The 24,442-nt window shown below is 38.7% G+C and carries 25 protein-coding genes, 3 tRNA genes and 1 riboswitch; of the genes, 8 read left to right on the top strand and 20 right to left on the bottom strand.

The window, feature by feature from the left end; translation table 11 throughout:
* Window positions 1–39: 39 nt before the first annotated feature.
* Window positions 40–846, bottom strand: coding sequence for an alpha/beta hydrolase (locus tag C9J37_RS09300; RefSeq protein WP_024363705.1), 807 nt, complete (start codon window positions 844–846; stop codon window positions 40–42).
* Window positions 847–981: 135 nt separating this feature from the next.
* Between C9J37_RS09300 and C9J37_RS09305 the strand changes: the two genes are divergently transcribed.
* The gene (locus C9J37_RS09305) at window positions 982–1,494 is read left to right on the top strand and encodes a gamma carbonic anhydrase (protein WP_024363704.1); all 513 of its coding nucleotides are present in this window, start codon (window positions 982–984) and stop codon (window positions 1,492–1,494) included.
* Window positions 1,495–1,858: 364 nt separating this feature from the next.
* Here C9J37_RS09305 and metK read toward each other — a convergent pair whose 3' ends face one another.
* On the bottom strand, window positions 1,859–3,055 hold the full coding sequence (metK, locus tag C9J37_RS09310) for a methionine adenosyltransferase (RefSeq protein WP_107895104.1): 1,197 nt from the start codon (window positions 3,053–3,055) through the stop codon (window positions 1,859–1,861).
* A 257-nt stretch (window positions 3,056–3,312) separates the two neighbouring features.
* Window positions 3,313–3,431: riboswitch (SAM riboswitch) on the bottom strand.
* A 202-nt stretch (window positions 3,432–3,633) separates the two neighbouring features.
* Between metK and pckA the strand changes: the two genes are divergently transcribed.
* Window positions 3,634–5,220: a phosphoenolpyruvate carboxykinase (ATP) gene (gene pckA / locus C9J37_RS09315; protein WP_107895105.1), complete on the top strand. Its 1,587-nt coding sequence runs from the start codon at window positions 3,634–3,636 to the stop codon at window positions 5,218–5,220.
* Between the two features lie 76 nt (window positions 5,221–5,296).
* On the opposite strand, the gene C9J37_RS09320 is transcribed toward pckA, so the two are convergent.
* The 3 genes from C9J37_RS09320 to C9J37_RS09330 are packed head-to-tail and all read right to left on the bottom strand — an operon-like array spanning window position 5,297 to window position 7,143.
* On the bottom strand, window positions 5,297–6,073 hold the full coding sequence (locus C9J37_RS09320; protein WP_107895106.1) for an alpha/beta hydrolase family protein: 777 nt from the start codon (window positions 6,071–6,073) through the stop codon (window positions 5,297–5,299).
* A complete protein-coding gene (locus tag C9J37_RS09325) occupies window positions 6,057–6,524 on the bottom strand; it encodes an NUDIX domain-containing protein (RefSeq protein ID WP_107895107.1) in 468 nt (155 codons plus the stop codon). The genes C9J37_RS09320 and C9J37_RS09325 overlap by 17 nt, the downstream gene beginning before the upstream one ends.
* Window positions 6,525–6,582: 58 nt before the next feature.
* Complete coding sequence (locus C9J37_RS09330; RefSeq protein WP_107895108.1) at window positions 6,583–7,143, bottom strand: helix-turn-helix domain-containing protein; 561 nt, start codon at window positions 7,141–7,143, stop codon at window positions 6,583–6,585.
* Window positions 7,144–7,372: 229 nt separating this feature from the next.
* On the opposite strand from C9J37_RS09330, the gene C9J37_RS09335 reads away from it, so the two are divergent.
* Entirely contained in the window at window positions 7,373–8,839 is a 1,467-nt protein-coding gene (locus C9J37_RS09335) for an L-lactate permease (protein WP_107895109.1), read from the top strand.
* A gap of 48 nt (window positions 8,840–8,887) precedes the next feature.
* Here the strand turns inward: C9J37_RS09335 and C9J37_RS09340 are convergent, their stop codons facing one another.
* A complete protein-coding gene (locus tag C9J37_RS09340) occupies window positions 8,888–9,205 on the bottom strand; it encodes a hypothetical protein (protein ID WP_024363697.1) in 318 nt (105 codons plus the stop codon).
* 133 nt (window positions 9,206–9,338) lie between these two features.
* Here C9J37_RS09340 and ytzI point away from each other — a divergent pair, with 133 nt between their 5' ends.
* The 4 genes from ytzI to C9J37_RS09355 all read left to right on the top strand — a co-directional run bounded on the left by ytzI (window position 9,339) and on the right by C9J37_RS09355 (window position 11,123).
* Window positions 9,339–9,485, top strand: coding sequence for a YtzI protein (gene ytzI / locus C9J37_RS09345; RefSeq protein ID WP_103976058.1), 147 nt, complete (start codon window positions 9,339–9,341; stop codon window positions 9,483–9,485).
* A 70-nt stretch (window positions 9,486–9,555) separates the two neighbouring features.
* Complete coding sequence (locus tag C9J37_RS28225) at window positions 9,556–9,717, top strand: hypothetical protein (protein WP_162832724.1); 162 nt, start codon at window positions 9,556–9,558, stop codon at window positions 9,715–9,717.
* Window positions 9,714–9,947 (top strand): membrane protein insertion efficiency factor YidD, encoded by a 234-nt coding sequence (gene yidD / locus C9J37_RS09350; protein ID WP_024363696.1) that lies wholly within the window; start codon window positions 9,714–9,716, stop codon window positions 9,945–9,947. Before C9J37_RS28225 ends, yidD begins: the two co-directional genes overlap by 4 nt.
* 105 nt (window positions 9,948–10,052) lie before the next feature.
* A complete protein-coding gene (locus C9J37_RS09355; protein WP_107895110.1) occupies window positions 10,053–11,123 on the top strand; it encodes a metal ABC transporter solute-binding protein, Zn/Mn family in 1,071 nt (356 codons plus the stop codon).
* 22 nt (window positions 11,124–11,145) lie between these two features.
* Here C9J37_RS09355 and C9J37_RS09360 read toward each other — a convergent pair whose 3' ends face one another.
* The 7 genes from C9J37_RS09360 to C9J37_RS09385 form a co-directional block, all read right to left on the bottom strand.
* Complete coding sequence (locus tag C9J37_RS09360) at window positions 11,146–12,321, bottom strand: transglutaminase domain-containing protein (protein ID WP_107895111.1); 1,176 nt, start codon at window positions 12,319–12,321, stop codon at window positions 11,146–11,148.
* Window positions 12,322–12,388: 67 nt separating this feature from the next.
* Entirely contained in the window at window positions 12,389–12,493 is a 105-nt protein-coding gene (locus C9J37_RS29635) for a hypothetical protein (protein WP_108030000.1), read from the bottom strand.
* 76 nt (window positions 12,494–12,569) lie between these two features.
* Window positions 12,570–14,009 (bottom strand): o-succinylbenzoate--CoA ligase, encoded by a 1,440-nt coding sequence (locus C9J37_RS09365; protein WP_107895112.1) that lies wholly within the window; start codon window positions 14,007–14,009, stop codon window positions 12,570–12,572.
* A 106-nt stretch (window positions 14,010–14,115) separates the two neighbouring features.
* Entirely contained in the window at window positions 14,116–14,934 is an 819-nt protein-coding gene (gene menB, locus C9J37_RS09370; protein WP_024363692.1) for a 1,4-dihydroxy-2-naphthoyl-CoA synthase, read from the bottom strand.
* Window positions 14,935–14,997: 63 nt separating this feature from the next.
* Window positions 14,998–15,807 (bottom strand): 2-succinyl-6-hydroxy-2,4-cyclohexadiene-1-carboxylate synthase, encoded by an 810-nt coding sequence (gene menH, locus C9J37_RS09375; protein ID WP_107895113.1) that lies wholly within the window; start codon window positions 15,805–15,807, stop codon window positions 14,998–15,000.
* On the bottom strand, window positions 15,795–17,519 hold the full coding sequence (menD, locus tag C9J37_RS09380) for a 2-succinyl-5-enolpyruvyl-6-hydroxy-3-cyclohexene-1-carboxylic-acid synthase (protein ID WP_107895114.1): 1,725 nt from the start codon (window positions 17,517–17,519) through the stop codon (window positions 15,795–15,797). Before menD ends, menH begins: the two co-directional genes overlap by 13 nt.
* On the bottom strand, window positions 17,512–18,897 hold the full coding sequence (locus tag C9J37_RS09385; protein ID WP_107895115.1) for an isochorismate synthase: 1,386 nt from the start codon (window positions 18,895–18,897) through the stop codon (window positions 17,512–17,514). Before C9J37_RS09385 ends, menD begins: the two co-directional genes overlap by 8 nt.
* A gap of 353 nt (window positions 18,898–19,250) precedes the next feature.
* Here C9J37_RS09385 and C9J37_RS09390 point away from each other — a divergent pair, with 353 nt between their 5' ends.
* Window positions 19,251–20,171 carry a 1,4-dihydroxy-2-naphthoate polyprenyltransferase gene (locus C9J37_RS09390; protein ID WP_025220364.1) on the top strand — a complete coding sequence of 307 codons (921 nt, stop codon included), beginning with the start codon at window positions 19,251–19,253 and terminating at the stop codon, window positions 20,169–20,171.
* A gap of 171 nt (window positions 20,172–20,342) precedes the next feature.
* Here the strand turns inward: C9J37_RS09390 and C9J37_RS09395 are convergent, their stop codons facing one another.
* From C9J37_RS09395 to C9J37_RS09425, 7 genes are all read right to left on the bottom strand, one after another.
* Window positions 20,343–21,269, bottom strand: coding sequence for a dipeptidase (locus C9J37_RS09395; protein WP_107895116.1), 927 nt, complete (start codon window positions 21,267–21,269; stop codon window positions 20,343–20,345).
* Window positions 21,270–21,324: 55 nt separating this feature from the next.
* Window positions 21,325–21,762 carry a TraR/DksA C4-type zinc finger protein gene (locus C9J37_RS09400; protein ID WP_036205401.1) on the bottom strand — a complete coding sequence of 146 codons (438 nt, stop codon included), beginning with the start codon at window positions 21,760–21,762 and terminating at the stop codon, window positions 21,325–21,327.
* An 85-nt stretch (window positions 21,763–21,847) separates the two neighbouring features.
* A complete protein-coding gene (locus tag C9J37_RS09405) occupies window positions 21,848–22,609 on the bottom strand; it encodes a MerR family transcriptional regulator (protein ID WP_107895117.1) in 762 nt (253 codons plus the stop codon).
* A 160-nt stretch (window positions 22,610–22,769) separates the two neighbouring features.
* Entirely contained in the window at window positions 22,770–23,981 is a 1,212-nt protein-coding gene (gene dpaL / locus C9J37_RS09410; protein WP_107895118.1) for a diaminopropionate ammonia-lyase, read from the bottom strand.
* Between the two features lie 169 nt (window positions 23,982–24,150).
* Window positions 24,151–24,222, bottom strand: a tRNA-Glu gene (locus C9J37_RS09415).
* 2 nt (window positions 24,223–24,224) lie between these two features.
* A tRNA-Ser gene (locus C9J37_RS09420) sits at window positions 24,225–24,315 on the bottom strand.
* A gap of 9 nt (window positions 24,316–24,324) precedes the next feature.
* A tRNA-Asn gene (locus C9J37_RS09425) sits at window positions 24,325–24,401 on the bottom strand.
* Between the last annotated feature and the right edge of the window lie 41 nt (window positions 24,402–24,442).

Genomic DNA, 24,442 nt, shown 5'->3' on the forward strand with positions numbered 1-24,442 from the left:
TACATCTTATTCAACAATATTTTTCGGAGGGGAAACCTTCTATCGAATTATATAGCCAATTCTACGCAAAGCATTATTAATAAAATCACGGATATAGAAAAAAATCTCATCTCTCTCTATTTCATGGTACAGATTATGGTAGCATTTTGCCCATTCTTTAAATTGGAATTCAGCAAACTCCTGCTGATGCAACCAATTACGTGTTTGTCTAGTTTCTGTAATGCTATCTCTTTCTCCAGTCATAATAAGCATAGGGGTATTTGGAAACTCCGCTTTCGGCATAATCACTAAATTGCGCATCATCTGTTGTAACTCACGATACCATTTTACTGAGATGACAGACATAAAAGGAAACTCGTCCTTCATTTCATCGCGACCTTCGACACTACGTGATAACTTGTCGAAAGTAATATCATGTGTCATCTTAACACTGGCCGTCAAAGCACTTAAGCTCGTTAATGCATTCGATAATTTTCCAGGCTGTAAGTTCAATTGCAACCAGGGTGAGGTCAAGACAATTCCTGCACATTCATATTTTCTCTTATGCATGGTATGCAGTATTAACGTTGCTCCTAGTCCATGCCCTATTAAAAATACTGGCAAATTATATGAAAAGGCATTTTCAATTAAATGCCTAGTATACTTGTTGTATTCTTTAAAGTCCTCATCATGGACACGTGATAGTTTCGCATTTGCCCCATGATTCGGTAAATCGCCCATGACTACGTGGAAGCCTTCCATTCTAAGTTTTTCAATCAGCCATGCGTACCAACGGTGGTTTTCATATGCACCGTGAACAATAGCAATCACAGCCTTCGCTTGTCCATCAGCTTCCCATTTCCACATTCACATAGTCCTCCTAAATAATTAGTTACACAATAATTATAACGAAATATTCGTACCATTATAAAATTATATTTGCATAAAATTGCGTATTTGATACGATAATACTACATCAAAGAAAGAAAAGAGGCGATTAGCATGATTTATCCTTTTAAAGACAAAACACCTACGATCGATCCATCGGTTTTTATTGCTGACTATGCAACCGTTACGGGAGACGTAACGATTGGAGCAGAGACAACAATATGGTTTAATACAGTGATTCGAGGCGATGTATCTCCTACAATTATTGGTAAACGAGTAAGCATCCAAGATCTTTGTTGTCTACATCAAAGTCCAAAATATCCATTAATAATCGAAGATGAAGTAACAGTTGGACACCAAGTAACCTTACATAGCTGTACAATTCGAAAAAATGCCTTAATTGGTATGGGATCAATTGTGTTAGATGGGGCAGAGATAGGAGAAGGTGCATTTATCGGTGCGGGTAGTCTTGTCCCTCCAGGTAAAGTCATACCTCCCAATTGTTTAGCATTAGGACGTCCAGCGAAAGTTGTACGGGAATTAAATGCTGAAGATAAGGAAGATATGGAACGTATCGTTAGAGAATACGCGGAAAAAGGACAATATTACAAATCTCTTCAAAAATAATGGATGCTTACAAAACAAAACGGGCGAATTGTCCCTATAGTTGTAGGTGTTTGCATACGTAACAACTCTTTATAAAAAAATTCGAAATTTCCTTCCACTAACCGCCTACAGTACATCTTGTATGCTAGACGTACGGGAAGAAAGCGAATTTTTTCAATCACTTACGTAAAGTCCGCTTAAGTCTTTCACTCGATTAAAGAGCCCTAGTGCCTTCACGATTTAAATAGAAGGTGCATTACTCTCAGAGTTAATAGCAGTAAGAAGAAATGCGAAAGGCAAGATAAAAAGGGGCCACTAGCTAGCCCCTTTCAAAAAAACATTTACGTTTGTTCATTACCAAATCGAATGTTCTTGACAAAACAGATTATAAACTCGCTTTTTCTCTTAGTGCATCTGCCTTGTCCGTATTTTCCCAAGGTACATTTAAATCTGTACGGCCAAAGTGACCATATGCAGCCGTTTGTTTATAAATTGGACGACGTAAATCAAGCATTTTAATGATGCCTGCTGGACGTAAATCGAATAGTTCGCGAACCCATTTTACAATTACACTTTCACTTACTCGTCCTGTACCAAACGTATCAACGGCAATCGATACCGGCTGAGCTACACCGATAGCATAAGCGAGCTGTACTTCCGCACGTTCTGCTAAACCAGCTGCAACAATATTTTTCGCTACATAACGTGCTGCATAGGCTGCTGAACGATCCACTTTCGTAGCATCCTTACCAGAGAATGCACCACCACCATGACGTGCATAACCACCGTATGTATCAACGATGATTTTACGACCAGTAAGTCCAGCATCTCCTTTTGGACCACCAATAACAAAACGACCAGTTGGGTTGATGAAGTATTTAGTCTGTGCATCTAATAACTCACTAGGAACTACTGGAGCAATTACTAATGCTTTTAAATCTGCTTGAATTTGTTCAAGTGTCGCTTCTTCATCATGCTGAGTTGAAATAACAATCGTATCAACACGAACAGGGACATTGTTTTCATCATACTCAATTGTTACTTGCGTTTTACCATCTGGACGTAAATAAGCTAATTCACCTGATTTACGTACTTCTGTTAAACGACGAGCCAATTTATGCGCTAAACTAATTGGTAGAGGCATTAATTCAGGTGTTTCATTACATGCATAACCGAACATTAATCCTTGGTCACCTGCACCAATCGCTTCAATATCAGCATCTGTCATTGAACCTTCACGCGCTTCTAATGCTTGGTCTACACCTTGGGCAATATCAGGTGATTGCTCTCCGATTGCGACTAGTACAGCTAAGTTTTCAGCATCAAAGCCATACTTGCCTCGTGTATAGCCGATTTCTGCTACTGTATCACGCACAATGCCTTTAATATCTACATAAGTAGAAGTAGTAATTTCTCCAGCTACTAATACTAAGCCTGTTGTGACCGTTGTTTCACATGCTACACGGGCATTAGGATCTTCTGTTAAAATGGCATCTAAAATAGCATCCGAGATTTGATCACAAATTTTATCGGGATGTCCTTCTGTTACACTCTCTGATGTAAACAATCGACGGTTTGTCATTTGGTTTTCCTCCTATTACTCTTACAAATAGTATTTGCGAAATTAATACGGTACTCATTACCCATGTCAAGTCCGCTCCTAAAGGATTGAACTCTCAAGCCGTTGTTGCTTTTAACATGAGGATTTCGAAAGATCCGTCATTATAATAAGGAAAGAATTGCACATACTTACCTTTACATTCATTTTAAAAATAAAAAAAATCCTTTTCTCACGTGTACTTAACATGAGGAAAGGAATAATGACTTCGTAACCTTTCACTCTTATCGTTCAAGGGGTATCCCCTTGCATCAGGTTGGCACCAACGCATGTCGTGAAATAGTTCATGCAGGTTGCCGGGTTTCACAGGGCCTGACCCTCCACCAGCTCGGGATAAGAGTATCCGTTCAATTCCTCATCTTACGTAAAAGGTAGAACAATGTCAATTATTTTATGTCGTTTTGTTGAAAAGTATTTAAAACTCGAAAATAATTTTTGAATTAGTATAGATTATTAAAGCAATTGTGTTATACTATTTTTGAAATTAAGAAAAACTCCCTCAAACTCAAGGGAATACTATAAAAAAGGATGGTATTTAATCGATGAATTCAGTAGAAATTGCAAACGAACTGAAGGAATTATTAAACGGCGGGAACATTAACGTTCAACTTTCAGTACCACAATTAGCTGAAAAAGCTACATCTCGTGGTGAGGCAATGTTAACAGTAGATGGCGCAGTTCGTGCAGAAACTGGCAAATACACTGGTCGTTCACCTAAAGATAAATATACGGTAGAAGAAGAAAGCACAAAAGATAAAATTGACTGGGGTAAAGTAAACCAACCAATTTCTTCTGAAGTGTTCGATAACTTATATGTAAAAGTAGTTAAATACTTAAAAGAACGTGACGAATTATTTGTATTTAAAGGTTTTGCTGGTGCTGACAAAGATTCACAATTAAGTATTCAAGTAATCAATGAATATGCTTGGCACAATCTTTTCGCCCATCAATTATTTATCCGTCCAACTGAAGAAGAATTAGCTTCTCACGTTGCTGATTTCACAATTATTTCAGCTCCTAACTTTAAAGCAGATCCAGCTGTTGATGGTACAGCTTCTGAAACATTCATCATTGTATCACTTGAAAAGAAAATCATCCTAATCGGTGGTACTGAATATGCTGGTGAAATTAAAAAATCAATTTTCGGTATTATGAACTACCTATTACCACAACAAGGCATCCTATCAATGCACTGTTCAGCAAACGTTGGGGAAGCTGGTGACGTAGCATTATTCTTCGGTTTATCTGGTACTGGTAAAACAACTTTATCTGCTGATCCTGACCGCAAATTAATCGGTGACGATGAGCATGGTTGGTCTGACAACGGCGTATTTAACATTGAAGGTGGTTGCTACGCAAAAACAATTAACCTTTCTGCTGAAAAAGAACCTGAAATCTACAACGCAATCCGCTTCGGTTCTGTACTAGAGAACGTAGCTGTAGACCCTGAAACTCGTGTTTGCGACTACGATGATGGTTCATTAACAGAAAATACACGTGTTGCTTATCCAATCCAATATATCGAAAATATCGTTGATCCATCTGTTGCAGGTCACCCAAAAACAATCATCTTCTTAACTGCTGATGCATTTGGTGTTTTACCTCCAATCAGTAAATTAACAAAAGAGCAAGCAATGTATCACTTCCTAAGTGGTTTCACATCTAAACTTGCAGGTACTGAACGTGGTGTAACAGAGCCAGAACCAGTATTCTCTACATGTTTCGGTTCTCCATTCCTTCCACTTCCAGCAACTGTTTATGCAGAAATGTTAGGTCAAAAAATCGATGAGCATGGCGCACAAGTATTCCTTGTAAACACTGGTTGGACTGGTGGCGAATACGGTACAGGTAGCCGTATGAAGCTTTCTTATACTCGTTCAATGGTACGTGCTGCAATCGACGGAAAACTAAACAATGTTGAAACAATTCAAGATGCTGTATTCGGTTTACACATCCCTACAGCAGTTGAAGGTGTACCATCAGAAGTGCTGAACCCACGTGATGCTTGGTCAGACAAAGCTGCTTACGATGTGAAAGCTGCTGAACTTGCTGGTCTATTCAACGACAACTTCAAGAAATTCTCAAATGTTTCTGAAGCAATCACTAATCTTGGTGGTCCATTAAAATAATGCATACAAAAAGGGAACGATGTATTCGTTCCCTTTTTTTAGTGTCTTTTTTTAGTGTCAGGCACTCAAACAATTTTCACTGCTTCTTCATCCATTCGCATAATGCACGAACCGTTTCACGATTTTGGGCAGGTGGATATTGGTGGGCAAAACGTTGATCGTACCAAGTTTCATACACTTTATTGGCATCTTCTAAGTAAAATGCTAACTGCCTTGCATGCTCAATATCTACATTTTCATCCCGATAGCCGTGGATTATTAGCACTGGGGCTGTAATCTGGTCGACTTGAAATAAAGGTGTGCGTGCATCATAGGCTTCTGGTACACGATTAGGTGTCCCGCCAATGACCCGTTTCATCATACGTCGCATATCGGTTCGCTCCCAGTATGTAGCTGTTGCATCAGAAACGCCTGCCCAAGTCACAACGGATGTAATATCCTTCCGTAAAATTGCTGTCCAGAGCGCCATAATACCACCACGTGAAAAACCAAACACATGAATATGATCATTGCAAAATTGTTTTAGCACATCTACCCCATGCACTGCATCAAAACGATCTTGACCTGCAAACTCATCACGACCTTCTCCCCCTCTATTCCCTCGATAATAAGGAGCAAAAACGATAAAACCTTGGGCTGCAAATTGTGCAACACGTGCTGGTCTTACCATGCCGATACTTTGCATACCTCCACGCAAATATAAAAAACCGTCATATGTACCTTCTGCTTTAGGCTCTGCTAGCAAGCCTTTGACACGCAAACCAAGGGATAGATACGTAATTTCTGTTAATCGGATAGCTGGATTCGGTGAAGGATATGGACGTTTTTCAACTATTTCACCATTGATTGTCAAAGCGCTTCAGCTCCTCTAGCATTTTTTGCATGCCTTCATCTTTCATATGGAAGCTTAAATTTGGATGGTTTGCAAACTCTTCATCGGTTAACCAGACCATACCCGAAGTTTCCAAATCAAAATCTATCTTTTCCTGACTGACAAATTCCGCAGTGAAGACTGTTTTACAAAACAATAGTTCGCCGTGGACAGCATATTCTGCAAACCATTGAAGATTTTTCACATGCACACCCGTCTCTTCAAATACTTCTCGAACGGCAGCTTGCTCTAATGTTTCGCCTGATTCTACCTTCCCTCCTGGAACTTCCACGCCACGACGCTTATGAATCGTACATAGCCATTTCTGTTCATGTTTTAAAAAGACAAGGACATGCTTTGGTTCAACTTGAAACTCACCTCTTGTAAAGCTTAAATCCACTTGAAATCCATTCAAATCTTGAAATGAAAACATGCCATTCAACTCCTCGTATTATATTGTCACGAATGTATTCATTATGTTATTCGTCTTATTATTTCATGTACTGTGAGGAATCAATCACAAGAAAATAGTGGCATTCGTCATTCGTTATATTGATAAATCTATGCGCTGTATCTGCTTCAAAAAAAAAGGAATCGCCAGCTTCTAACTCTTCAAAAAAAGTACCATGCCCCAATTCAACTCGTAACTTTCCGCTTTTAACAAAAATATACTCTTTTACGCCTGCTTTATGCGCGGGAAATATGCCTGATTCTTTGTTTGGTGGAATAATATTTAACACAAACTCAATACCTCGTGATGGAACGGAAGGTGATAATAAATGTCGTTGAAAACCAGATTTTTCATCAACATAAATAGGTCGTTCATCTTTTCTTATGACGACAACCTCCCTTTTTTCCTGCTGATCTAATAAAGCTGAAAGTGTTGTATTTAAAGCTTCTGCAATTTGACAAGCTACTTGTATCGTTGGATTTTTTTCCTCTCTTTCAATTTGAGATAGCATCGAGGCACTCACATTACTTGCGGCTGAAAGCTCCTGTAATGTCATTTTGTTTTTCTTCCTCATTACATTTACTTGCTTTCCAAATCCCATGAATAAAGCTCCTTTCACTACTTTGTTCGCCTACTATTATTTTTACTATAGTGAAATTAAATTAAATTAAAAACTTATCTTCGTTAGCCCTTCTACTATGATATTGTACATTATCAATCACAATCAACCTAGAAGATGTTTGAATCATTTCATGCAAGATAAGATATTTACACTTTAGTGAAAATAAAATATACTATAGTGAATTAAAGAAGTATAGGAGTGTTGTTTTATGTTAAAAGTCGTATTAGCACTATTCCCTCTCGTTAGTATTTTATTTATGATTTTTATTTTAAAGAAATCTTCTATTTTCACTGGCATTTTTGCTTGCCTACTTACAACATTGATTGCTACTTCTCCTGTTTTTCACCTAAACATCGCATTACTGCCTAAACCTTTTATTAACAGTTTTCTTATAACATTGCCAGTTACCTATGTTTTATTTTTTGGAATATTATTATATCATCTAATGGAAAAATCAGGGTCCATCCAAAAAATAGCTTCTTCTATTGCCAACTCTACTGATAATCGGATTGACCAAGTATTATTATTGGCCTTGGGGCTCTCTCCTTTAATTGAATCCGTTAGCGGCTTTGGTCTAGCGGTCATTGTTATTGCACCTATTTTAATGGCTCTAGGTTTTAATTCCTTACAATCTTCCTTCATAGCATTAATTAGTTTATGTATCATACCTTGGGGCACGTTAGCAATGGGGACAATTATTGGTGCATCATTAGGAAACATTCCTTTAGAGGATTTAGGTGTTGGAAGCGCTCTAATGTGCATTCCTATTTATATCTACTTTGCCTTCTTAGTTACATACATAGGCGTCGGAAAAGAAGCAATGCAAAAGAAAAAATGGCGGATACTATCGATGGGATTAGTTTTAGGTTTAAGCGTGTGGTTTTGTAATCGTTTCATCAGTGTAGAACTTGCCGGAGTAGTGGGCTCTTTAACGGTGATGGCGGCTATTTTTATTATGATTTCTTTGCAAAATAGAAACAAACAATGTTATTCTAATAACTTTTTAAAAAATATTTCTCCTTATTTGTTGTTAATCGCTCTATTAATCGCATCAAGAACTATTAATCCGATTAAAGATTTTTTAACGAGCCTGCTTACCGTAACGATTGAGTCCTATCAATTCCAATTATCGTTTCTTTATTCGCCTGGATTTTTTCTCTTTATTGTTTGCCTCTTTACTTGTACGCTCTTCCGTTTAAATAAGGCGTCAATTTTCGATAGTATCAAATTAACAATCAATAAATGTTATCCTGTATTGCTAACAACTTTTTTATATATTGTGGTTTCCGACATGATGGCAGAGGCCAAGATGATTCAGCTACTATCCGTAACTGCTGCAAACACATTTGGTTCATACTTTGTATTCATAACACCTTTAATTGGCGCAACAGGTGGTTTTTTAACTGGCAGTAATACTGCGTCCAATACTATGTTTATTCGACTACAAACAGAAACTGCTACGCACATAGGTCTGTCACCTACTATACTTGCTTGCATTCAAAACGTTAGTTCTTCGTTCATGACAATGGTCAATCCATCTAGGGTGGCATTAAGTTGTTCAGTTTGTAAAATACATTCACTTGAAAATACTATTCAAAGAAAAATGGCGCTAGTTGGACTAAGTTCACTTGCTATTATTTTTCTAGAAATTATTTTTCTATCACGCTTCCACTAGCATAATGTTATACAGGTTGTGCAAATATAAAAAATGTCTAGCCAATAGCTAGACACGTTTATTGAAATAGGGAAGTTGTTCTACAAATTGCTTTGTATCATCATCCCCATACTCATGTATAAGTGCATATATTTTCTTCAAACGTAAATCTAACTCGTCATTTTCTCTATCCAAATGATATTGCAAATAAGGCAATTGCGCGCGCCAACCGTTCGCAATTTCTAATAGTTGCATTTGCTGAAATATTTTTTCAAAAACATCTAATGCTTGCCGGTCTACATTAAGTTCGAAATTCCATTGCCCTTCGTAAGGATTTGTATAATACGTTTTATGGGCAAGTGAAAAATAAACACGTTGACGATCCATAGATAACACTCCTTTTTCCATAGTATGGTGGTTAAATGCTTATTTTATTCGCTGGAATGTCAAACTTCCTTCACAACTAAGTTAGAGCTTCTAATTTATAATAGATATAACGAACAAGAACGGAGTGAATACAATGAGTTTAACCTCGCTAATCACGGTTGCAATCATTATCGTGATATTAGTAACAGTCGCAACCATTCTAAGTGTAAATCGCGCCTATGCTTTTAAACATACGGTCGATGAAAAACCGAAGCAAAATTTTCAGCAGCATGACGAGTAGTTCAAATTTAACCCTTTTATAGCAATATCACTTATAATAACAATATCAAATAGAATTTGGAGTGAAAACAATGGGTGTTCCATTACCAATCATCATTATGATTGCAATGATGATGCTAATGTTTGGTGTTTCCGTAATCGTTATTCTCAAGAAAAAAGGCGATTTTTTTACACAAACAATCGATGCTAAGCCAAAACAAAATAATTCACATCACAAGGATGGACAAGCATGAAATATCCCTTTATATGGCTCATTCAGTTATACAGAAAATTTATCTCACCAATGACGCCACCATCGTGTCGCTTCTATCCAACATGCTCTTCTTACGGTCTAGAAGCTTTTCAAAAGCATGGCGCTATTAAAGGTCTAATTTTGACCGTCACACGTATTTTAAAATGCCAACCACTTCATCCTGGTGGCTTTGATCCTGTGCCTGAAAAATGGCCTTCGAAAAAGAAATAATTTTCGAAGGTCATTTTTTCTTGTACTTTTATTCGATGTGCGTTATTATAGATACTGTTAAAAAACAAATCGTAATCATTACTATTTGAAAGAGGTATCCATGATATGAAAAAAATATTTCTATTTTTCTTAGTTGCTGTACTAGCCGTATTTACAGCTGCCTGTGGTGATCAATCATCATCGTCGAAACAGACGGAGAAAACAGATAAATTAACTGTGTACACAACCGTCTATCCTTTAAGCTACTTTACGGAGCGGATTGGTGGCGATTATGTAGAAGTATCTTCTATATATCCTCCTGGTGCTAACGAGCATACCTTTGAGCCAACGCAAAAGGATATGATGAAATTAGCTGACGCGCATCTATTTTTCTATATTGGCTTAGGACTTGAAGGTTTTGTAGAAAATACGAAAAAGACATTAGCCAACGAAGATGTCACTATGGTTGCTACGGCATCTCAAATACCTGATGAAAAATTAGCCGTTAGCACTGGTCATTCGCATGACGAAGAAGATGAAGCTGATCATGCGCATGAAGCTGCCGCTACGGAAGATGACCACGCACATGACGAGCACGAAGATGCGACTACGGAAGATAATCACGCGCATGAAGAGGAGGCTGATCATGGAGATCATCTTCACGGTAGTGTCGATCCCCATGTATGGCTGTCGCCTGTTATTAGTCAAGATTTAGCATTATCCATTAAAAATGCATTAGTTGAAAAAATGCCAGCTCAAGAAGCGACATTTACAGCAAATTATGAAGCGCTCGTAAAAGAGCTACAAGATTTAGACACTGCATATAAAGCGATGGCTGACACAACGCAAAACAAAACATTCTTTGTATCGCATGCTGCATTTGGCTACATCGCGGGTCAATATGGCTTAACACAAGTTCCAATTGCAGGGTTAAACTCACAAAATGAACCGTCTCAAAAGGAATTAACAGCGATTGTAGATAAAGCAAAAGACTTAAATATTCATTATATTTTATTCGAGCAAAATGTTTCATCTAAATTAGCCGAAGTCATTCAAAAAGAAGTTGGCGCTCAATCACTTGTCCTACATAATTTAAGCGTGTTAACAAGTGATGATGTAAAAAATAATGAAACGTATTTTACTCTCATGAAAAAAAATATGCAAACTTTAGAAACAGCTCTAAATGAACACAAGTAAAACAACGATACGAATTACCTGTTTAAGATGAAGAAGGAGGTGCCCCGTAATGCATAAGGGACACCTCCTTTATTATGACGTACTTTTCTTGCGGCATACGCTTTTCATTTTTGTCAAAGCGAATGAGCCTCTTTATCCTGACATCCCCGTTTATCTTTGTCTTGACAATAACGGGACGAACTGTAAGAGCGCTCTGTAGGACAACTTTATCCTGTTGTTCATATAAAACGATTTGATTAAGCTTGTCGCTAAGTTGAAAGTCATTTGGTAATTGAGCAGAGTGTTCTATTAATTGCTTCATTTGCAGCGCATTATTTTCTATATTGGCTAGCTCACGATTAGGGGTAAAAAGATTAGCTAATGGTTGCGTAAGAACTTCAATCCTACTTTTCCCTTGCCAATCTGCGTATTTTTCACTTGTTGCTGAAGGAAAACTTGCAAAATCCCATGTATGATCTTGCGCTAATTGCTTATCGGATACGAGGAAATAGTTATAACGTACCTCGCCCTTCCGATCTGGCAATGGATCATCCCATGTCACATCAATATGGTACCATTCATTATCTAATTTCACTAACACCCATGCATGCAATTGTTCGCCTACTTTCCCTGGCACATATTGCACCTCAAAACCTAGCATATCTAACATTCGATAAAGCACTAAAGCATAGGCCTGACAGACACCTTTGCCTTCGCTAAGCAATGTGTAAGGCGAATATTGGCTTCCTACACTATCTTTTGAATACTCTGTTGTTAAGACGATATAATCATGTGCAGCCTGTATTTTTTCTAATTCGCTTAATCCATGCATAGACGCAACAATAGTTGTCAATGTTTGCTCTGTAAATGCCTCCTCTTCCTGTGAAATATGATAAGTAAATTGAAATTGGATGACAATATTATTGGCATAGCCATCATACTTCCATTGGAAGCTGGAAATATTGGCGAAAATATATGGATCTAAAATGGCATGTTTAATAAGCTCTGTAAGTTCGTTTTTTATTTCAGAAGTTTTACCAGTGTAACGAATATCAAATTCAGTAGACAATTGCATCACTTCTTTCTGAATTTGCCGTTGTAATGTTTCGATTGAATTAGCTGTTGCTATATCCTGTGATTCGTAATTTGCGAATACTTGCACATGACTCATTTGTAAAACAAATAATATAATGACAACATTATATATAGTTTTTCTCATATGAGTCATACTCCTTTACTAAATAGTTTATGCCCCCCATTATTTATTATGTTAAAGAATAATTAATTTAATCAAAAAAATATAATTTCAATAACAGAAGCCTAAAAATTGTTTGAGTGACTGGCACATATACTTTATACAATTGTTTGAGAATTGTTTGAGTGACTGGCACTTAAAGTCAAAAAAATAGCATGCTAGAAGTGACTTCTAGCATGCTATTTGTAAAGGCTAAAATCCATTATTGAAAGTTATTCACTGGCAAGTAAAGCTGCTAATTTTCTTCTTAGTAGCTTATTTGCTCCATTACGTGGAAGTGTATCGATTATCTTAATTTGTTTGGGAACTTTATATTTAGCCAGTTTCTTTTCACAGTATTGCTTTAAGTTTTCCATCGTGACCGCTTCCTTTAAAACAACAAATGCTATAGGAACTTGTCCCCATGTTTCATCTTCAATGCCACATACACCCGCTTCTTGAATAGCTGGATGTGCCAATAGCACATTTTCAATCTCTGCTGGATAAATATTTTCACCACCAGAAATAATTAAATCTGCCCGACGATCCACTACAAACAAGTAACCTTCCTCATCCATATAGCCAATGTCTCCCGTGTGAAGCCAGCCCTCCTCAGTTGCGCTTTTCTCGGCAAAACGACCTATGTAACCAGGCGTTACGTGGGGACCTCGAATACATATTTCCCCTTCACCTTGTGCATTGGGTGCTGAAATTTTTATTTGGTTAAAAAACAATGGCTTACCTGCTGAGCCAATCTTTTTCATGGCATCTTCACTTGCCAATGTAGCCGTTTGTGACGAGGTTTCTGTCATACCATATGTTTGAGCTACTGCTAAATGCAATGCACTTGCTCGCTCTAGATAATCCACTGGTACAGGACCACCACCGGCTAGCATCAATTTAAAACGTGGTGACGCCTGCGCCTTATTTAACTCAAGTGTATTTAAAATGCGTTCTAATGTTACAGCGACCACTGACATATGGGTGACATCACCATCCATAATATTTTGCGTGATCGCCTCTACGTTAAAATGCTCATATAGTTGTACTTTATTGCCGTATAACAATGAACGAACTAAAATGGAAAAACCACTTATATGGAATAATGGCACTGCACACAACCAAACATCATCGGCTTGTAAACCTATGTTCAGAACAGAGGCTGTAGCACTTGCCTGATGATTGCCAACTGTTTGACGAACCCCCTTTGGGAAGCCTGTCGTACCAGACGTATACATAATGGATGTTGTTTGATTGAGTGACCATTCTTTTGCAATATCAACATACTGCTCTTTACCATTTTCTATTGCCGTAAATTCATGATAGGGTACGGATGACGGTAATTTTTCTACATCCTCATCTGCAACTAGCACAATCGTTGCTTGTGAATCTTCTAATTGATATGCGATTTCAGCTTGAGTCAGCCTGCGATTAAGCATCACCATTTCACATTGCAAATGCATACAAGCATACATCATAACGACCAGTGCAGGCGTACTCGGACCCATAATAGCGATACGATGCCCTCGCTGCACCCCAAGTGCTGTTAATTGTCGAGCTCGTTTTAAGGATAGCTCATTTACTTGTTGAAAGGTCCAAGTTTGTCCTTCATATGTGAGAGCGCTACGTAATGGTGTGATAGACGCACGCTGCAAAATCCAGTTTGGATACATTGTTTGCTTCCTCCAATCATTACACTGATATGGTACTGCTTTTAGCCTGTTATAGACAGAAAAAGCTCGTATCTACTAAGAGATACGAGCCTTCCACCATTCCGAATCAAGGGAATCTTGGGAATTGACCAAAGTCTGGTTGACGTTTTTCTTTAAATGCGTCACGACCTTCTTTTGCTTCATCAGTAGTGTAGTAAAGAAGTGTAGCATCGCCTGCCATTTGTTGAAGACCAGCTAAGCCGTCTGTATCAGCATTCATAGCTGCTTTTAAGAAGCGTAGAGCTGTTGGAGACATTTGTAGCATTTCTTCACACCATTGCACTGTTTCGTCTTCTAATTGTTCATAAGGAACAACTGTATTGACTAAGCCCATATCAAGCGCTTGCTGAGCATCGTATTGACGGCAAAGGTACCAAATTTCACGCGCCTTTTTATGACCGATAATACGTGCAAGATAGCCTGAACCATAACCAGCATCAAATGAACCAACTTTAGGACCAGTTTGTCCGAAACGAGCATTGTCTGCTGCAATTGTAAGGTCACATACAACATGTAATACGTGTCCTCCACCGATAGCATAACCAGCAACCATCGCTACAACTGGTTTTGGAATAACACGGATTAAACGTTGTAAATCAAGAACGTTTAGACGTGGGATTTCATCTTCCCCTACATAGCCACCATGGCCGCGTACCTTTTGGTCTCCACCTGAGCAAAAGGCTTTTTCGCCTTCACCTGTTAAAATAATAACACCGACATTTTTGTCATCGCGGGCACGAGAAAATGCATCAATCATTTCCATAACTGTTTTTGGTCGAAATGCATTGCGCACTTCTGGACGGTTAATCGTCACTTTAGCGATACCGTTATAAAACTCATACTTAATATCTTCGTAAGTATGTAATGTAGTCCATTGACGTGACATTGAAATACCTCCTAATTATAAAATTCGCCTCATTACTACTAAGAGGCGCTAACGTAAAAAACATTACGTTAAATACTCCTTTACTATTGTAGCAAATTCAGCTGGATTTTCCACATGAATTGCATGTCCAGCGTCATTTACTGACATATGCTTTCCATTTTTTAATAACGCTTTCATTTCCAATGCAATATTACAAAATTTAACATCTAATGAACCCGTTATTAATAGTACAGGTAATTCTAATTGAGTTAAATTATCCCAGTTTGATAGTTGCATGCCTGTTCCAATTCCTCGTAAACTGCCTGCCAAGCCCTTTTCACTTTGGGCCAATCGTTCTGCTCGAACTGCTTGTTTTACATTTTTAGCTAAACGCTTCTGCGATTCAAATAGCGCAATATTTTCCCACGAATTAACAAAGGACTGTAAACCATTCGTTGTTATTTTCTCCGCTAACGCATTATCACGCTCGCATCGCTCCATACGCTCTTTTGCAGTTCGCAAACCAGGAGAAGCACTTTCTAACAGCAACTTGCTGACACGTTGAGGGTAAGCAATCGTATAAGATAGTGCAATACGTCCACCCATTGAATAACCGAGCAATGCAAAAGTTTCTAATTGTAACTGACAAAATATTTCCTCTAAATCACGCAATTGTTCAGCCATCGTGAAGCGACTTACTTGCTCCGGTACGGCTGTTTGACCATGACCAATTAAATCAATCGCCACAACTCGCACATGAGGAAGATCCTTTGCTAAATTTCGCCATGTAGCAGTACTACCTGTAAAGCCATGCAGGGCAACTAGTGTTTGCCCCGCTTCTTCATTCCATATATCCACATGTGTCTCAAGCCCACGAATCATTAGCTTTGCCATGCTTTTAACCCTGCATTAATACGATTCCAAAGCGCGCGGTGTGCATAGACATTTTCTTCACGGTTTGTAAAAATCTCAATTAATCGTAACGGATTTTTTCTCAACGTGTTAAATTTCGGCACTAACTGTGCAATATCCTCAACACAAATGTAGTCCATATTGTACATATGAGCAATGTCTTGGAATTCAAGTGCAGTTGGTGTACCAAATAAATCTTCATAATGAGCCTCTACCGTAGATTGCGGTAAATAAGAGAAAATACCACCACCATCGTTATTCATGACAATAATGGTCATATTACATGCTTGATAGCGTGACGCAATTAGGCCATTGACATCATGTAAAAAAGCTAGGTCTCCGATAAGCAAATAGGTTTCACGGTTATTTCCTTGGCTTAAGCCCATTGCCGTTGATACGACACCATCAATGCCATTCGCTCCACGATTCGCAAAAATTCGAATATCTTTTGACGTTGCCATTAAAAACGTATCGATATCACGAATCGGCATGCTACTGCTAACAAAAATATCACTGCCATTTGGAATGATTTCAAGTAAACGGCTTACCATAGCACCTTCGTCAATTGCGCCTTCTGTATAATGCTCAATATACTCAAGTGCAATATCATTCGCATCTTGCCATTCCGCTAAATATGCCGCCTCAAGCGCAGTTTCAGCAAGGTCTAATTGTACGAGCCATTCGCCAATGCTTGCATGCAGAAAATGAGTGGACACCCCTGTTGAATCACGGAACATCGGATCTTCATCGACAACAATATAAGCTTGAGGCTGTGACTTTGTAATAAATTGCATAATAAATTTCGATATAGGCTGTGCTCCTAAGCGCAGAACTGTTTCAGGTTCTACTAGGGCTTTAAAATCATCGTTTTTCATAATGGCATCATAGGTTGTCATAACATATGGCAAACAATCCTTTGGCACAGAAGTTCGCATATTTGATAGACTCTCCACAATGATTGGCCATTTTAATTGGCGCACAAACTCCCACATAATAGTTAAATCTGTCCCGAGCGGAAGCTCCCCAACAACAACAAATCCTTTTTTAGTGTCTCGTAAAATAGAAGCCAGTTCTACTTGTGCATCTTTCGGTGGCGTTAACTGTCCAATATGGCTTTGCTTAAACGTAACAGTTGGAAGCTCCTCTCGAAAATCAATGAGTAACGGTTCACGGAACGGTACGTTAAGATGTACTGGTCCAAATGGTGCACTTGTTGCAATAGCTACTGCACGTGCAATATGACGTTCAATAAATGGCAATGTCGGTGCAGCACCATCCGCTAGCGGAAAATCCACACTCCACTTTACATGTGCTCCGTATAAATTCATCTGATTAATTGCTTGTGGTGCACCTACTTCACGTAATTCATGTGGACGATCGGCTGTGATAACAATTAGTGGTACTCTTGCATAGCTTGCCTCCACAATCGCAGGATAATAGTTTGCCGCCGCAGTACCAGATGTACATAACAAAACGACAGGCTTAGTAGTCGCCTTAGCAATGCCTAGCGCAAAAAATGCAGCAGCTCGCTCATCTACTTGACGGTACATCGTCAATTGCTTTGTTGAGGCAAAAGCATAAGCTAATGGCGTCGACCGTGACCCTGGGCTTACAACAACATGTTGGACACCTGCCTGTACTAATGATGCAACCATTTTATAAACATAATCAGTCAATATTTTCCGTTCACTCATGTACTTGTCCTCCTAACGCTCGAAGCATTGGACGGAATTTCACTAATGTTTCCTCATATTCAGATTGTGGCTCTGAATCAGCTACAATACCGCCACCTGCATATAAATAAGCTTTATCTTTTAGTAGAGCTGCTGAACGAATTGCAACTGCGAATTCTCCGTTACCCTCCGCATCTAACCAGCCAATAGGTGCAGCGTAAAGACCACGGTTCATTGGCTCGTATTTACGTATAGCGATCATTGCCTCTTTTCTTGGCACACCGCCCAAAGCGGGTGTTGGATGCAAATGCTTCGTCAATTGCAAAATGGTTGCTTCATTATTTAGCTGACCTTCAACAGGTGTAAATAAATGTTGGATGTCTCTAATTTTTAGTAAGCGTGGTCCATCAGGTATTTTCATTTCAACACAATTTTTTCGGAACGTTTCCGCAATCATATCGACTACATATTGATGTTCACCACCATTTTTCGGATCATTTAATAAGCTTTGTCCATAAGCTTCATCTTCCTCCGCCGTTTTACCTCGTTGAATAGATCCTGCAACACATGATGAGTAGGCACGACCATTTTCAACCTTTACAAGACGCTCAGGAGATGCGCCGAAAAATAATAAATCTTGCCACTCCAACCCAAACAAATAACTTTCAGGCTGTTCGTGAATAATTTGAGCTAATACTTGAGGTGAAGTTACTTGCTCCTTAAATTGCAGCGCAAGGGAACGTGCAATGACAACCTTATCCGCTTTTTTTGCTTTAATTAATGCTGTGACCTGATCAATTGATGCTAAATAAGGATCCTTATAAGGCTCGAAATAATTTGTGATTTCAGGCTTCGCATACATTTTCACTTCTTTTACTTGAGCAGCATGGATTAAATGATTTCGCTCTTTACGCAACGCCTCTAATTGTCCATCTGCCTCAGCAGCACTTGCGATAAGGTGAATGCTTACATAGGCTTTATCATCACGTAAAACAAGCTGATACGTTGCTAAGGCAAAATAAGCCTCTGGAAAGTCAGTCCACTCCCCATCTACATTATTTTGTGGATCGAATGTAAAACCACCAAACAAAATTGGTTGTAGTTCAGCCTGACCTTTTACGCAATTTTTCGTTAAGCGCTTCCACTCTGCTTCTACAGCATCAAAGCGGTTATTTTTTTCGTTATTTTGAATTGTGTGAGCGTGTCCTAGCCCAACCAATGTCATTGTTTTTTCTCTATTTTGCCAATAAAATCGTTCACCTTTATAACGCTCCTCGCCCGCTGCAAAAAATGCAAGAGCCGATAAGCGACTTACTTCGATTGTTTCCATATAAAAATGAAGGTTTTGGCCCAAAGAGTCCACTTCTAGTTCTGTGGCTTGGTACCACTTCTGTTGCATGAAAATTACCTCCGTTATTGCAATGTACATATCAATGATGTTTTCGCGTTATGGTACGTGTTACGTTGTCCTGCACATACATAACATCCTACGTCTGTCGCTTTGATGTCACACACAAATCCCTCTGTGACATCCGTCTTTAGCATTACTTGTTCCGCTAAAATAGCCGTCCTATACGTTTGACGGCTCTGTTCTTTCTACTGCTTAATTTATATTCCCATCTCTCAAATGCATGTACTATTGTATCATTTTTTTAAACATAACAGTATGTAATAAGCTGTGAACCTATCCAATTTCTCTTTCTTCGTATAAAATAAGAAGAGTCTACAATAGTTGAAGGAGAGAAAGACCTTATGACCAAAGTCATTGAAGCTGATAGGGGTTTTAAAGTTTGGTGGCATTTAACACGTCCACATACTTTAACCGCTTCATTTGTTCCAGTATTTTTAGGAACAGCGATTGCGCTAGCAATTGAAAAAGAAACCATTCATTTTGGACTATTTTTTGCAATGTTAATTGCAAGTATGCTGATTCAAGCAGCAACAAATATGTTCAACGAATATTATGATTACAAGTTAGGATTAGATAATGAACATTCTGTCGGCATTGGTGGCACGATTGTGCGCCACGGTGTTCAACCGAAAACGATTATGCTGATTGCCCTAAGCTTTTATGCACTAGCCATGCTACTTGGCATTTATATTTGTGCCTCCACTTCTTGGTGGCTTGCTGTAGTTGGACTAGTATGTATGCTTATAGGTTTTCTATATACAGGAGGGCCGTACCCTATCGCATATTCACCTTTTGGAGAGCTTGTTTCAGGCGCAGTCATGGGTATGGGTATTGTCTTAATTGCCTTTTACATTCAAACACTTACAGTTACATTAGATGCGGTATTACTTTCTGTTCCGAGTATGATTTTAGTTGGCGCCATTATGCTTTCTAATAATATTCGTGACATCGTTGGCGATACAGAAGGTGGACGTAAAACACTGGCCATTTTAGTAGGCCGCGACCGTGCTATTTCTGTGTTATCTGGCTTTTTCATCGTTTCGTACCTTTGGGTTATCGCATTAGTAGCCATTGATGGGATTACTTTTTGGGCGCTTATCATTTTCCTAAGTGTACCGAAGCCACTCCGAGCAATCCAAATTTTCCGCGATAAAAAAGAAGCCAAAGAAGTAATGCCCGCGATGAAATTTACAGCGCAAACAAATACATTCTTCGGTTTCCTATTAGCAATTGGTTTATTAGTAAATCATTTCTTTTATTAATAGGGTTAGTTAATTGCAACGAAGGCAGCGACTTCAACGAGAACAACATAAAACGTTAAACGTGGCGCCTCACATGCAAGTAGAAAAATTGCGACTATCGGTGTGCGTTTGCCAATAGCAGAAATAACTTCGTAGCGATTTTTACTCTGTTGACACGCTAAAGCAGCAACTTTATTTAGTTGCTGCTTGTTTTAAATATTGTTTGAAATTATTATGCGCAATTCCGCGAACTTCTTCATCTGAAAAATGCTCACGTAACATCTCTAATAAATTTTGCGCCTCACCTGCATGTGCAAGACCTTTGATTGTCACATCTATTCCGTCAAAATCAGAACCTACCCCAAGATGCTCCATGCCAACGACACTTGCCAGATGCTTTATATGCTCAATTAAATCATCCATTGTGGCATTGTCGCCAATAAAATGCGGGTAGTAAACTAGATGAATATGCCCCCCATGCTCAACAAGTGCCTTAGCCTGTTGATCTGTTAAATTACGCGGGTGGTCACAAATAGCACGTGCATTGCTATGGCTAGCAATAATATGCTTTGCTAGCGGCAGTACATCCCAAAATCCTTGCTCATTTAAATGGGCAACATCAATGATAATATCCCGCTCATTTAGCATATTAACAACTTCCTTACCAAATGGCTTTAAACCGAGGCTAGCATCTTGCTCAGCACCATAGGCTACAGCATTCTCATCATTCCATGTAAGACCTACTAACATAACACCTGCATCCAAAATGGCGGAAAGTTTTGTCAAATCCTCGCCAATTGCACTACAGCCTTCTAAACTTAAAATAGCACCAATTTCATGAGGTGCTAACGTATCGAGTTGTGACCATTCCGTAATATGCACCATGCCCTCTGTTTGTAATACTTGTGTATGAAAGGCTTCAATTTGGCGCATAACCTCTAAAAATTGCATACTTTGGGGTATTTCAGGGTCGATAAAAATGGCAAATACTTGTGCTTTGACTTGCCCTAATTGCAGTCTTTCTTTATTAGCATGTAATCGGCTATCATTACTAAATTTTGGTTCTTCCAATGTCGTTAACTTTAATAAAACATCACAATGTAAATCAATTATTTCCATGTCAATCACCTCATACAGTTATTATACTGTTTAAGGGAAGAAATGCTCTTATTTTTTACATTTTATCTGATGGTGTATCAGACGAACCAAATTCCTCAAGCTCTTCGAAATCATCAGATTTTGGTAAAGAGGATAACACATCTTCTTCTACTGGTCGCAGTAAATCGTCTCTTTGTTCAGCATGCTCTACACATGTCAATGCATGTGGCATAGCCTCTAAACGGCCTAACGGAATTTCTTCGCCACATATAGCGCACTTACCATATGTGCCATCTTCTATTGCTTGAAGCGCATGCTCGATTTCTTCAGCATGGTCACTGCGATGTTCATCAATGGCCATCTCTGTAAGTTGGTCTGTTAAATCACTCGCATTATCGGCTGGATGGTTATCATAATTTGAGAGCTCTGTTGCCTGCGGTCGCTCTGATTCTTCTAGCTGCTTCTCTAGTTCTTGTAATTCCTGCTGTAATTGGTTTTTAAACTTTTCGATCATTTGTTGTTTCAAAAAAATCTCCTCCTCATACTTTCATTTTTTCCTAAATATCTATTTCTAAAACATCTGTATGAGAAGGATTCCATTAGTTTTGTGTGTATTCTCTAATTACATCATGGAGAAATTGAGTAGCACCTTCTGACACATGTTGATCGTAATAAGCAGTAAAACGTTCATCTGCTATATACATTTGTGCTAAACCAGCATGTGCTTCCTTTGTATATTGTGGCCACGAAAAGCTCAGCCAACGCTTATGCAGTTCTGCCACTTCCATGGCGACATCATTTTTCACGTCGCCTATAGCCATTGCCTCTTTTAATCGTTCAAATAGTTGCTGTTCGAGTTGCTGCATTGCCTTATATTGTTCCTCTGTTAAATTCTTAAACTTCGCATTCGATGCATCGACCTTTTCATGGCCGTAGTTTGCACGAATTTCTTTACCGTATTGTTTTTCATTTTCCTCAATCAGCATTTCTTTAAAGCCTTCAAATTTCTCTTCGTTCGTCATTGGTTGTTCCTCCTCAATCGATTGAATGGTTTGTTCCACTGTTTTTAATAATTGATCTAGCTGTTTTTTTCGTTGTAATAAAGCATCACGATGTGTTTTTAATGCCGCTTTATGTTGAAAATCAGGTGCATGAATAATGTTGTGAATGGTTTCAAGCTTCATATCTATCGCTTTATAAAACAAAATTTGCTGAAGAATATCGACTTCTTGTTGCCCATAAAAGCGATACCCTGCTTCATTTGTTCTTGCCGGCTTTAGTAAATCAATTTCATCATAATAACGCAACGTTCTCGTACTTACTCCTGACAATTTAGCAAGCTGTAAAATGGTATACTCCATTGCTTTCACCTCCATATTTATACTGTAAACCTTTCCGCAGCGTTAAGGTCAAGGGTTAAAAACAATATAAAATAAACAATCGCTGAATTATCAGCACCATAATCAAAACTCTAAAACATAAAAAAGAACATCTCAGAAAATTCCAAGATGCTCACCTTTCCTATTTAGCATACTTCCCATGCCACACTATATTTCTGTAGTTTTCTACGTCTGTGTCTCCCTCTGTACTAACAAATACTATCTTTGACTTTGGATTGAGCTGTAAAGCTACCTTTAAATCATAGTAATCCTCATTTGTCATTAATTCATAAAAACATCCAAATGGCGCTGCTCCTGATTCTCCTGCAACAATACGATTATCCGCTCCAAGTGGATTTCCCAAGACGCGCATACCTGTTGCAGCTGCTCTCTCACTACAACTAATACTTACCTTTGTATATGTTTTTAAAATATCCCAAGCGATAGGGTTAGGCTCCCCACATGCTAAGCCAGCCATAATGGTTTGCATTTCTCCACCGACAGTAACAAACTGTCCAGTACCTCGGTTAAAACTCTCATAAAAGCAATTAGCTGCATCTGGTTCAATTAAAACAAATGTTAGTTGTTGTCCATAATATTGTTGTAAAAAGGCGACTATAGCTCCTGCAAATGAACCTACACCTGCCTGTAAAAATACATGGGTCGGTGCTTCTTGCAGATGGTCAACAATCTCTTTTGCCAATGTTGTATAGCCTTGCATAATCCATAATGGAATCTCTTCGTACCCTTCCCACATTGTATCCTGTATCACTATCCAGCCATTATCCTCTGCAAGCTGTGAGGTATACCTTACCGTTTCATCATAATTCATTGAAGTGATTTCTGCATATGCGCCCTCATTTTTAATATTTTGCAAGCGCACTTCCGCACTACCAGCAGGCATATAAATTCGCGCCTTACAGCCAAGTTCCCTTGCTGCCCAAGCAACCCCGCGCCCATGATTGCCATCTGTCGTTGAAATAAAAGTACAGTCGCCTAATTTTTCTTTCACTTCAGGTAGTTTTAATTGTTCAAAAGACAATTCATCAATATTTTGATCTAGCAATTTCGCAACATATTTGCCAATCGCATAAATACCACCTAACACCTTAAACGCATTTAAGCCAAAGCGATAGGATTCATCTTTAACAAAAATCTTACTGACCCCAAGATGCATTGCTAAAGCATCTAAATCATGTATAGGTGTTTTTTCAAAATTTTCATATGTATGATGGAATCTTTCCACACAATTAACCTGTTCTACTGTAAATTTTTGTAGTAAATCTTTACATTGTTTTAAGTTCTCTTGCAAAAGATATTGCCGATTATACACCCATCTTAAGTTTTCGCTCATTCGTATGATCCCCCTTTATAATTGCTTATACCTATATTACCTAATATTGCTATTAGAGAGAATCATCATTGTATTCATAAATAGACAGTGGGAAAAGATGCACTCTCAAATTTTCAATCTAGCAAAAAAAACGCAGTAAATGTGAAATCACATTTACTGCGTTTTAGTATGACCCCTACGGGATTCGAACCCGTGTTACCGCCGTGAAAGGGCGGTGTCTTAACCACTTGACCAAGGGGCCAATGGCGGAGAAGGAGGGATTTGAACCCTCGCGCCGGTTACCCGACCTACACCCTTAGCAGGGGCGCCTCTTCAGCCTCTTGAGTACTTCCCCATAAAAAAATGGCTCCGAAGGCAGGACTCGAACCTGCGACAACCTGATTAACAGTCAGGTGCTACTACCAACTGAGCTACTTCGGAATAATGGTGGGCCTAAATGGACTCGAACCATCGACCTCACG

The sequence above is a fragment of the Lysinibacillus mangiferihumi genome (assembly GCF_003049665.1).
In the GTDB taxonomy this organism is placed as follows: Bacteria; Bacillota; Bacilli; order Bacillales_A; family Planococcaceae; genus Lysinibacillus; species Lysinibacillus mangiferihumi.

What these genes read in the sequence shown, in the direction of transcription:
- C9J37_RS09300 (WP_024363705.1), bottom strand. Translation starts at nt 846, where the DNA reads ATGTGGAAATGGGAAGCTGATGGACAAGCGAAGGCTGTGATTGCTATT.
- C9J37_RS09305 (WP_024363704.1), top strand. Translation starts at nt 982, where the DNA reads ATGATTTATCCTTTTAAAGACAAAACACCTACGATCGATCCATCGGTT.
- metK (WP_107895104.1), bottom strand. Translation starts at nt 3,055, where the DNA reads ATGACAAACCGTCGATTGTTTACATCAGAGAGTGTAACAGAAGGACAT.
- pckA (WP_107895105.1), top strand. Translation starts at nt 3,634, where the DNA reads ATGAATTCAGTAGAAATTGCAAACGAACTGAAGGAATTATTAAACGGC.
- C9J37_RS09325 (WP_107895107.1), bottom strand. Translation starts at nt 6,524, where the DNA reads ATGTTTTCATTTCAAGATTTGAATGGATTTCAAGTGGATTTAAGCTTT.
- C9J37_RS09330 (WP_107895108.1), bottom strand. Translation starts at nt 7,143, where the DNA reads ATGGGATTTGGAAAGCAAGTAAATGTAATGAGGAAGAAAAACAAAATG.
- C9J37_RS09335 (WP_107895109.1), top strand. Translation starts at nt 7,373, where the DNA reads ATGTTAAAAGTCGTATTAGCACTATTCCCTCTCGTTAGTATTTTATTT.
- C9J37_RS09340 (WP_024363697.1), bottom strand. Translation starts at nt 9,205, where the DNA reads ATGGATCGTCAACGTGTTTATTTTTCACTTGCCCATAAAACGTATTAT.
- ytzI (WP_103976058.1), top strand. Translation starts at nt 9,339, where the DNA reads ATGAGTTTAACCTCGCTAATCACGGTTGCAATCATTATCGTGATATTA.
- C9J37_RS28225 (WP_162832724.1), top strand. Translation starts at nt 9,556, where the DNA reads ATGGGTGTTCCATTACCAATCATCATTATGATTGCAATGATGATGCTA.
- yidD (WP_024363696.1), top strand. Translation starts at nt 9,714, where the DNA reads ATGAAATATCCCTTTATATGGCTCATTCAGTTATACAGAAAATTTATC.
- C9J37_RS09355 (WP_107895110.1), top strand. Translation starts at nt 10,053, where the DNA reads ATGAAAAAAATATTTCTATTTTTCTTAGTTGCTGTACTAGCCGTATTT.
- C9J37_RS09360 (WP_107895111.1), bottom strand. Translation starts at nt 12,321, where the DNA reads ATGAGAAAAACTATATATAATGTTGTCATTATATTATTTGTTTTACAA.
- C9J37_RS09365 (WP_107895112.1), bottom strand. Translation starts at nt 14,009, where the DNA reads ATGTATCCAAACTGGATTTTGCAGCGTGCGTCTATCACACCATTACGT.
- menB (WP_024363692.1), bottom strand. Translation starts at nt 14,934, where the DNA reads ATGTCACGTCAATGGACTACATTACATACTTACGAAGATATTAAGTAT.
- menH (WP_107895113.1), bottom strand. Translation starts at nt 15,807, where the DNA reads ATGGCAAAGCTAATGATTCGTGGGCTTGAGACACATGTGGATATATGG.
- menD (WP_107895114.1), bottom strand. Translation starts at nt 17,519, where the DNA reads ATGAGTGAACGGAAAATATTGACTGATTATGTTTATAAAATGGTTGCA.
- C9J37_RS09385 (WP_107895115.1), bottom strand. Translation starts at nt 18,897, where the DNA reads ATGCAACAGAAGTGGTACCAAGCCACAGAACTAGAAGTGGACTCTTTG.
- C9J37_RS09390 (WP_025220364.1), top strand. Translation starts at nt 19,251, where the DNA reads ATGACCAAAGTCATTGAAGCTGATAGGGGTTTTAAAGTTTGGTGGCAT.
- C9J37_RS09395 (WP_107895116.1), bottom strand. Translation starts at nt 21,269, where the DNA reads ATGGAAATAATTGATTTACATTGTGATGTTTTATTAAAGTTAACGACA.
- C9J37_RS09400 (WP_036205401.1), bottom strand. Translation starts at nt 21,762, where the DNA reads ATGATCGAAAAGTTTAAAAACCAATTACAGCAGGAATTACAAGAACTA.
- C9J37_RS09405 (WP_107895117.1), bottom strand. Translation starts at nt 22,609, where the DNA reads ATGGAGTATACCATTTTACAGCTTGCTAAATTGTCAGGAGTAAGTACG.
- dpaL (WP_107895118.1), bottom strand. Translation starts at nt 23,981, where the DNA reads ATGAGCGAAAACTTAAGATGGGTGTATAATCGGCAATATCTTTTGCAA.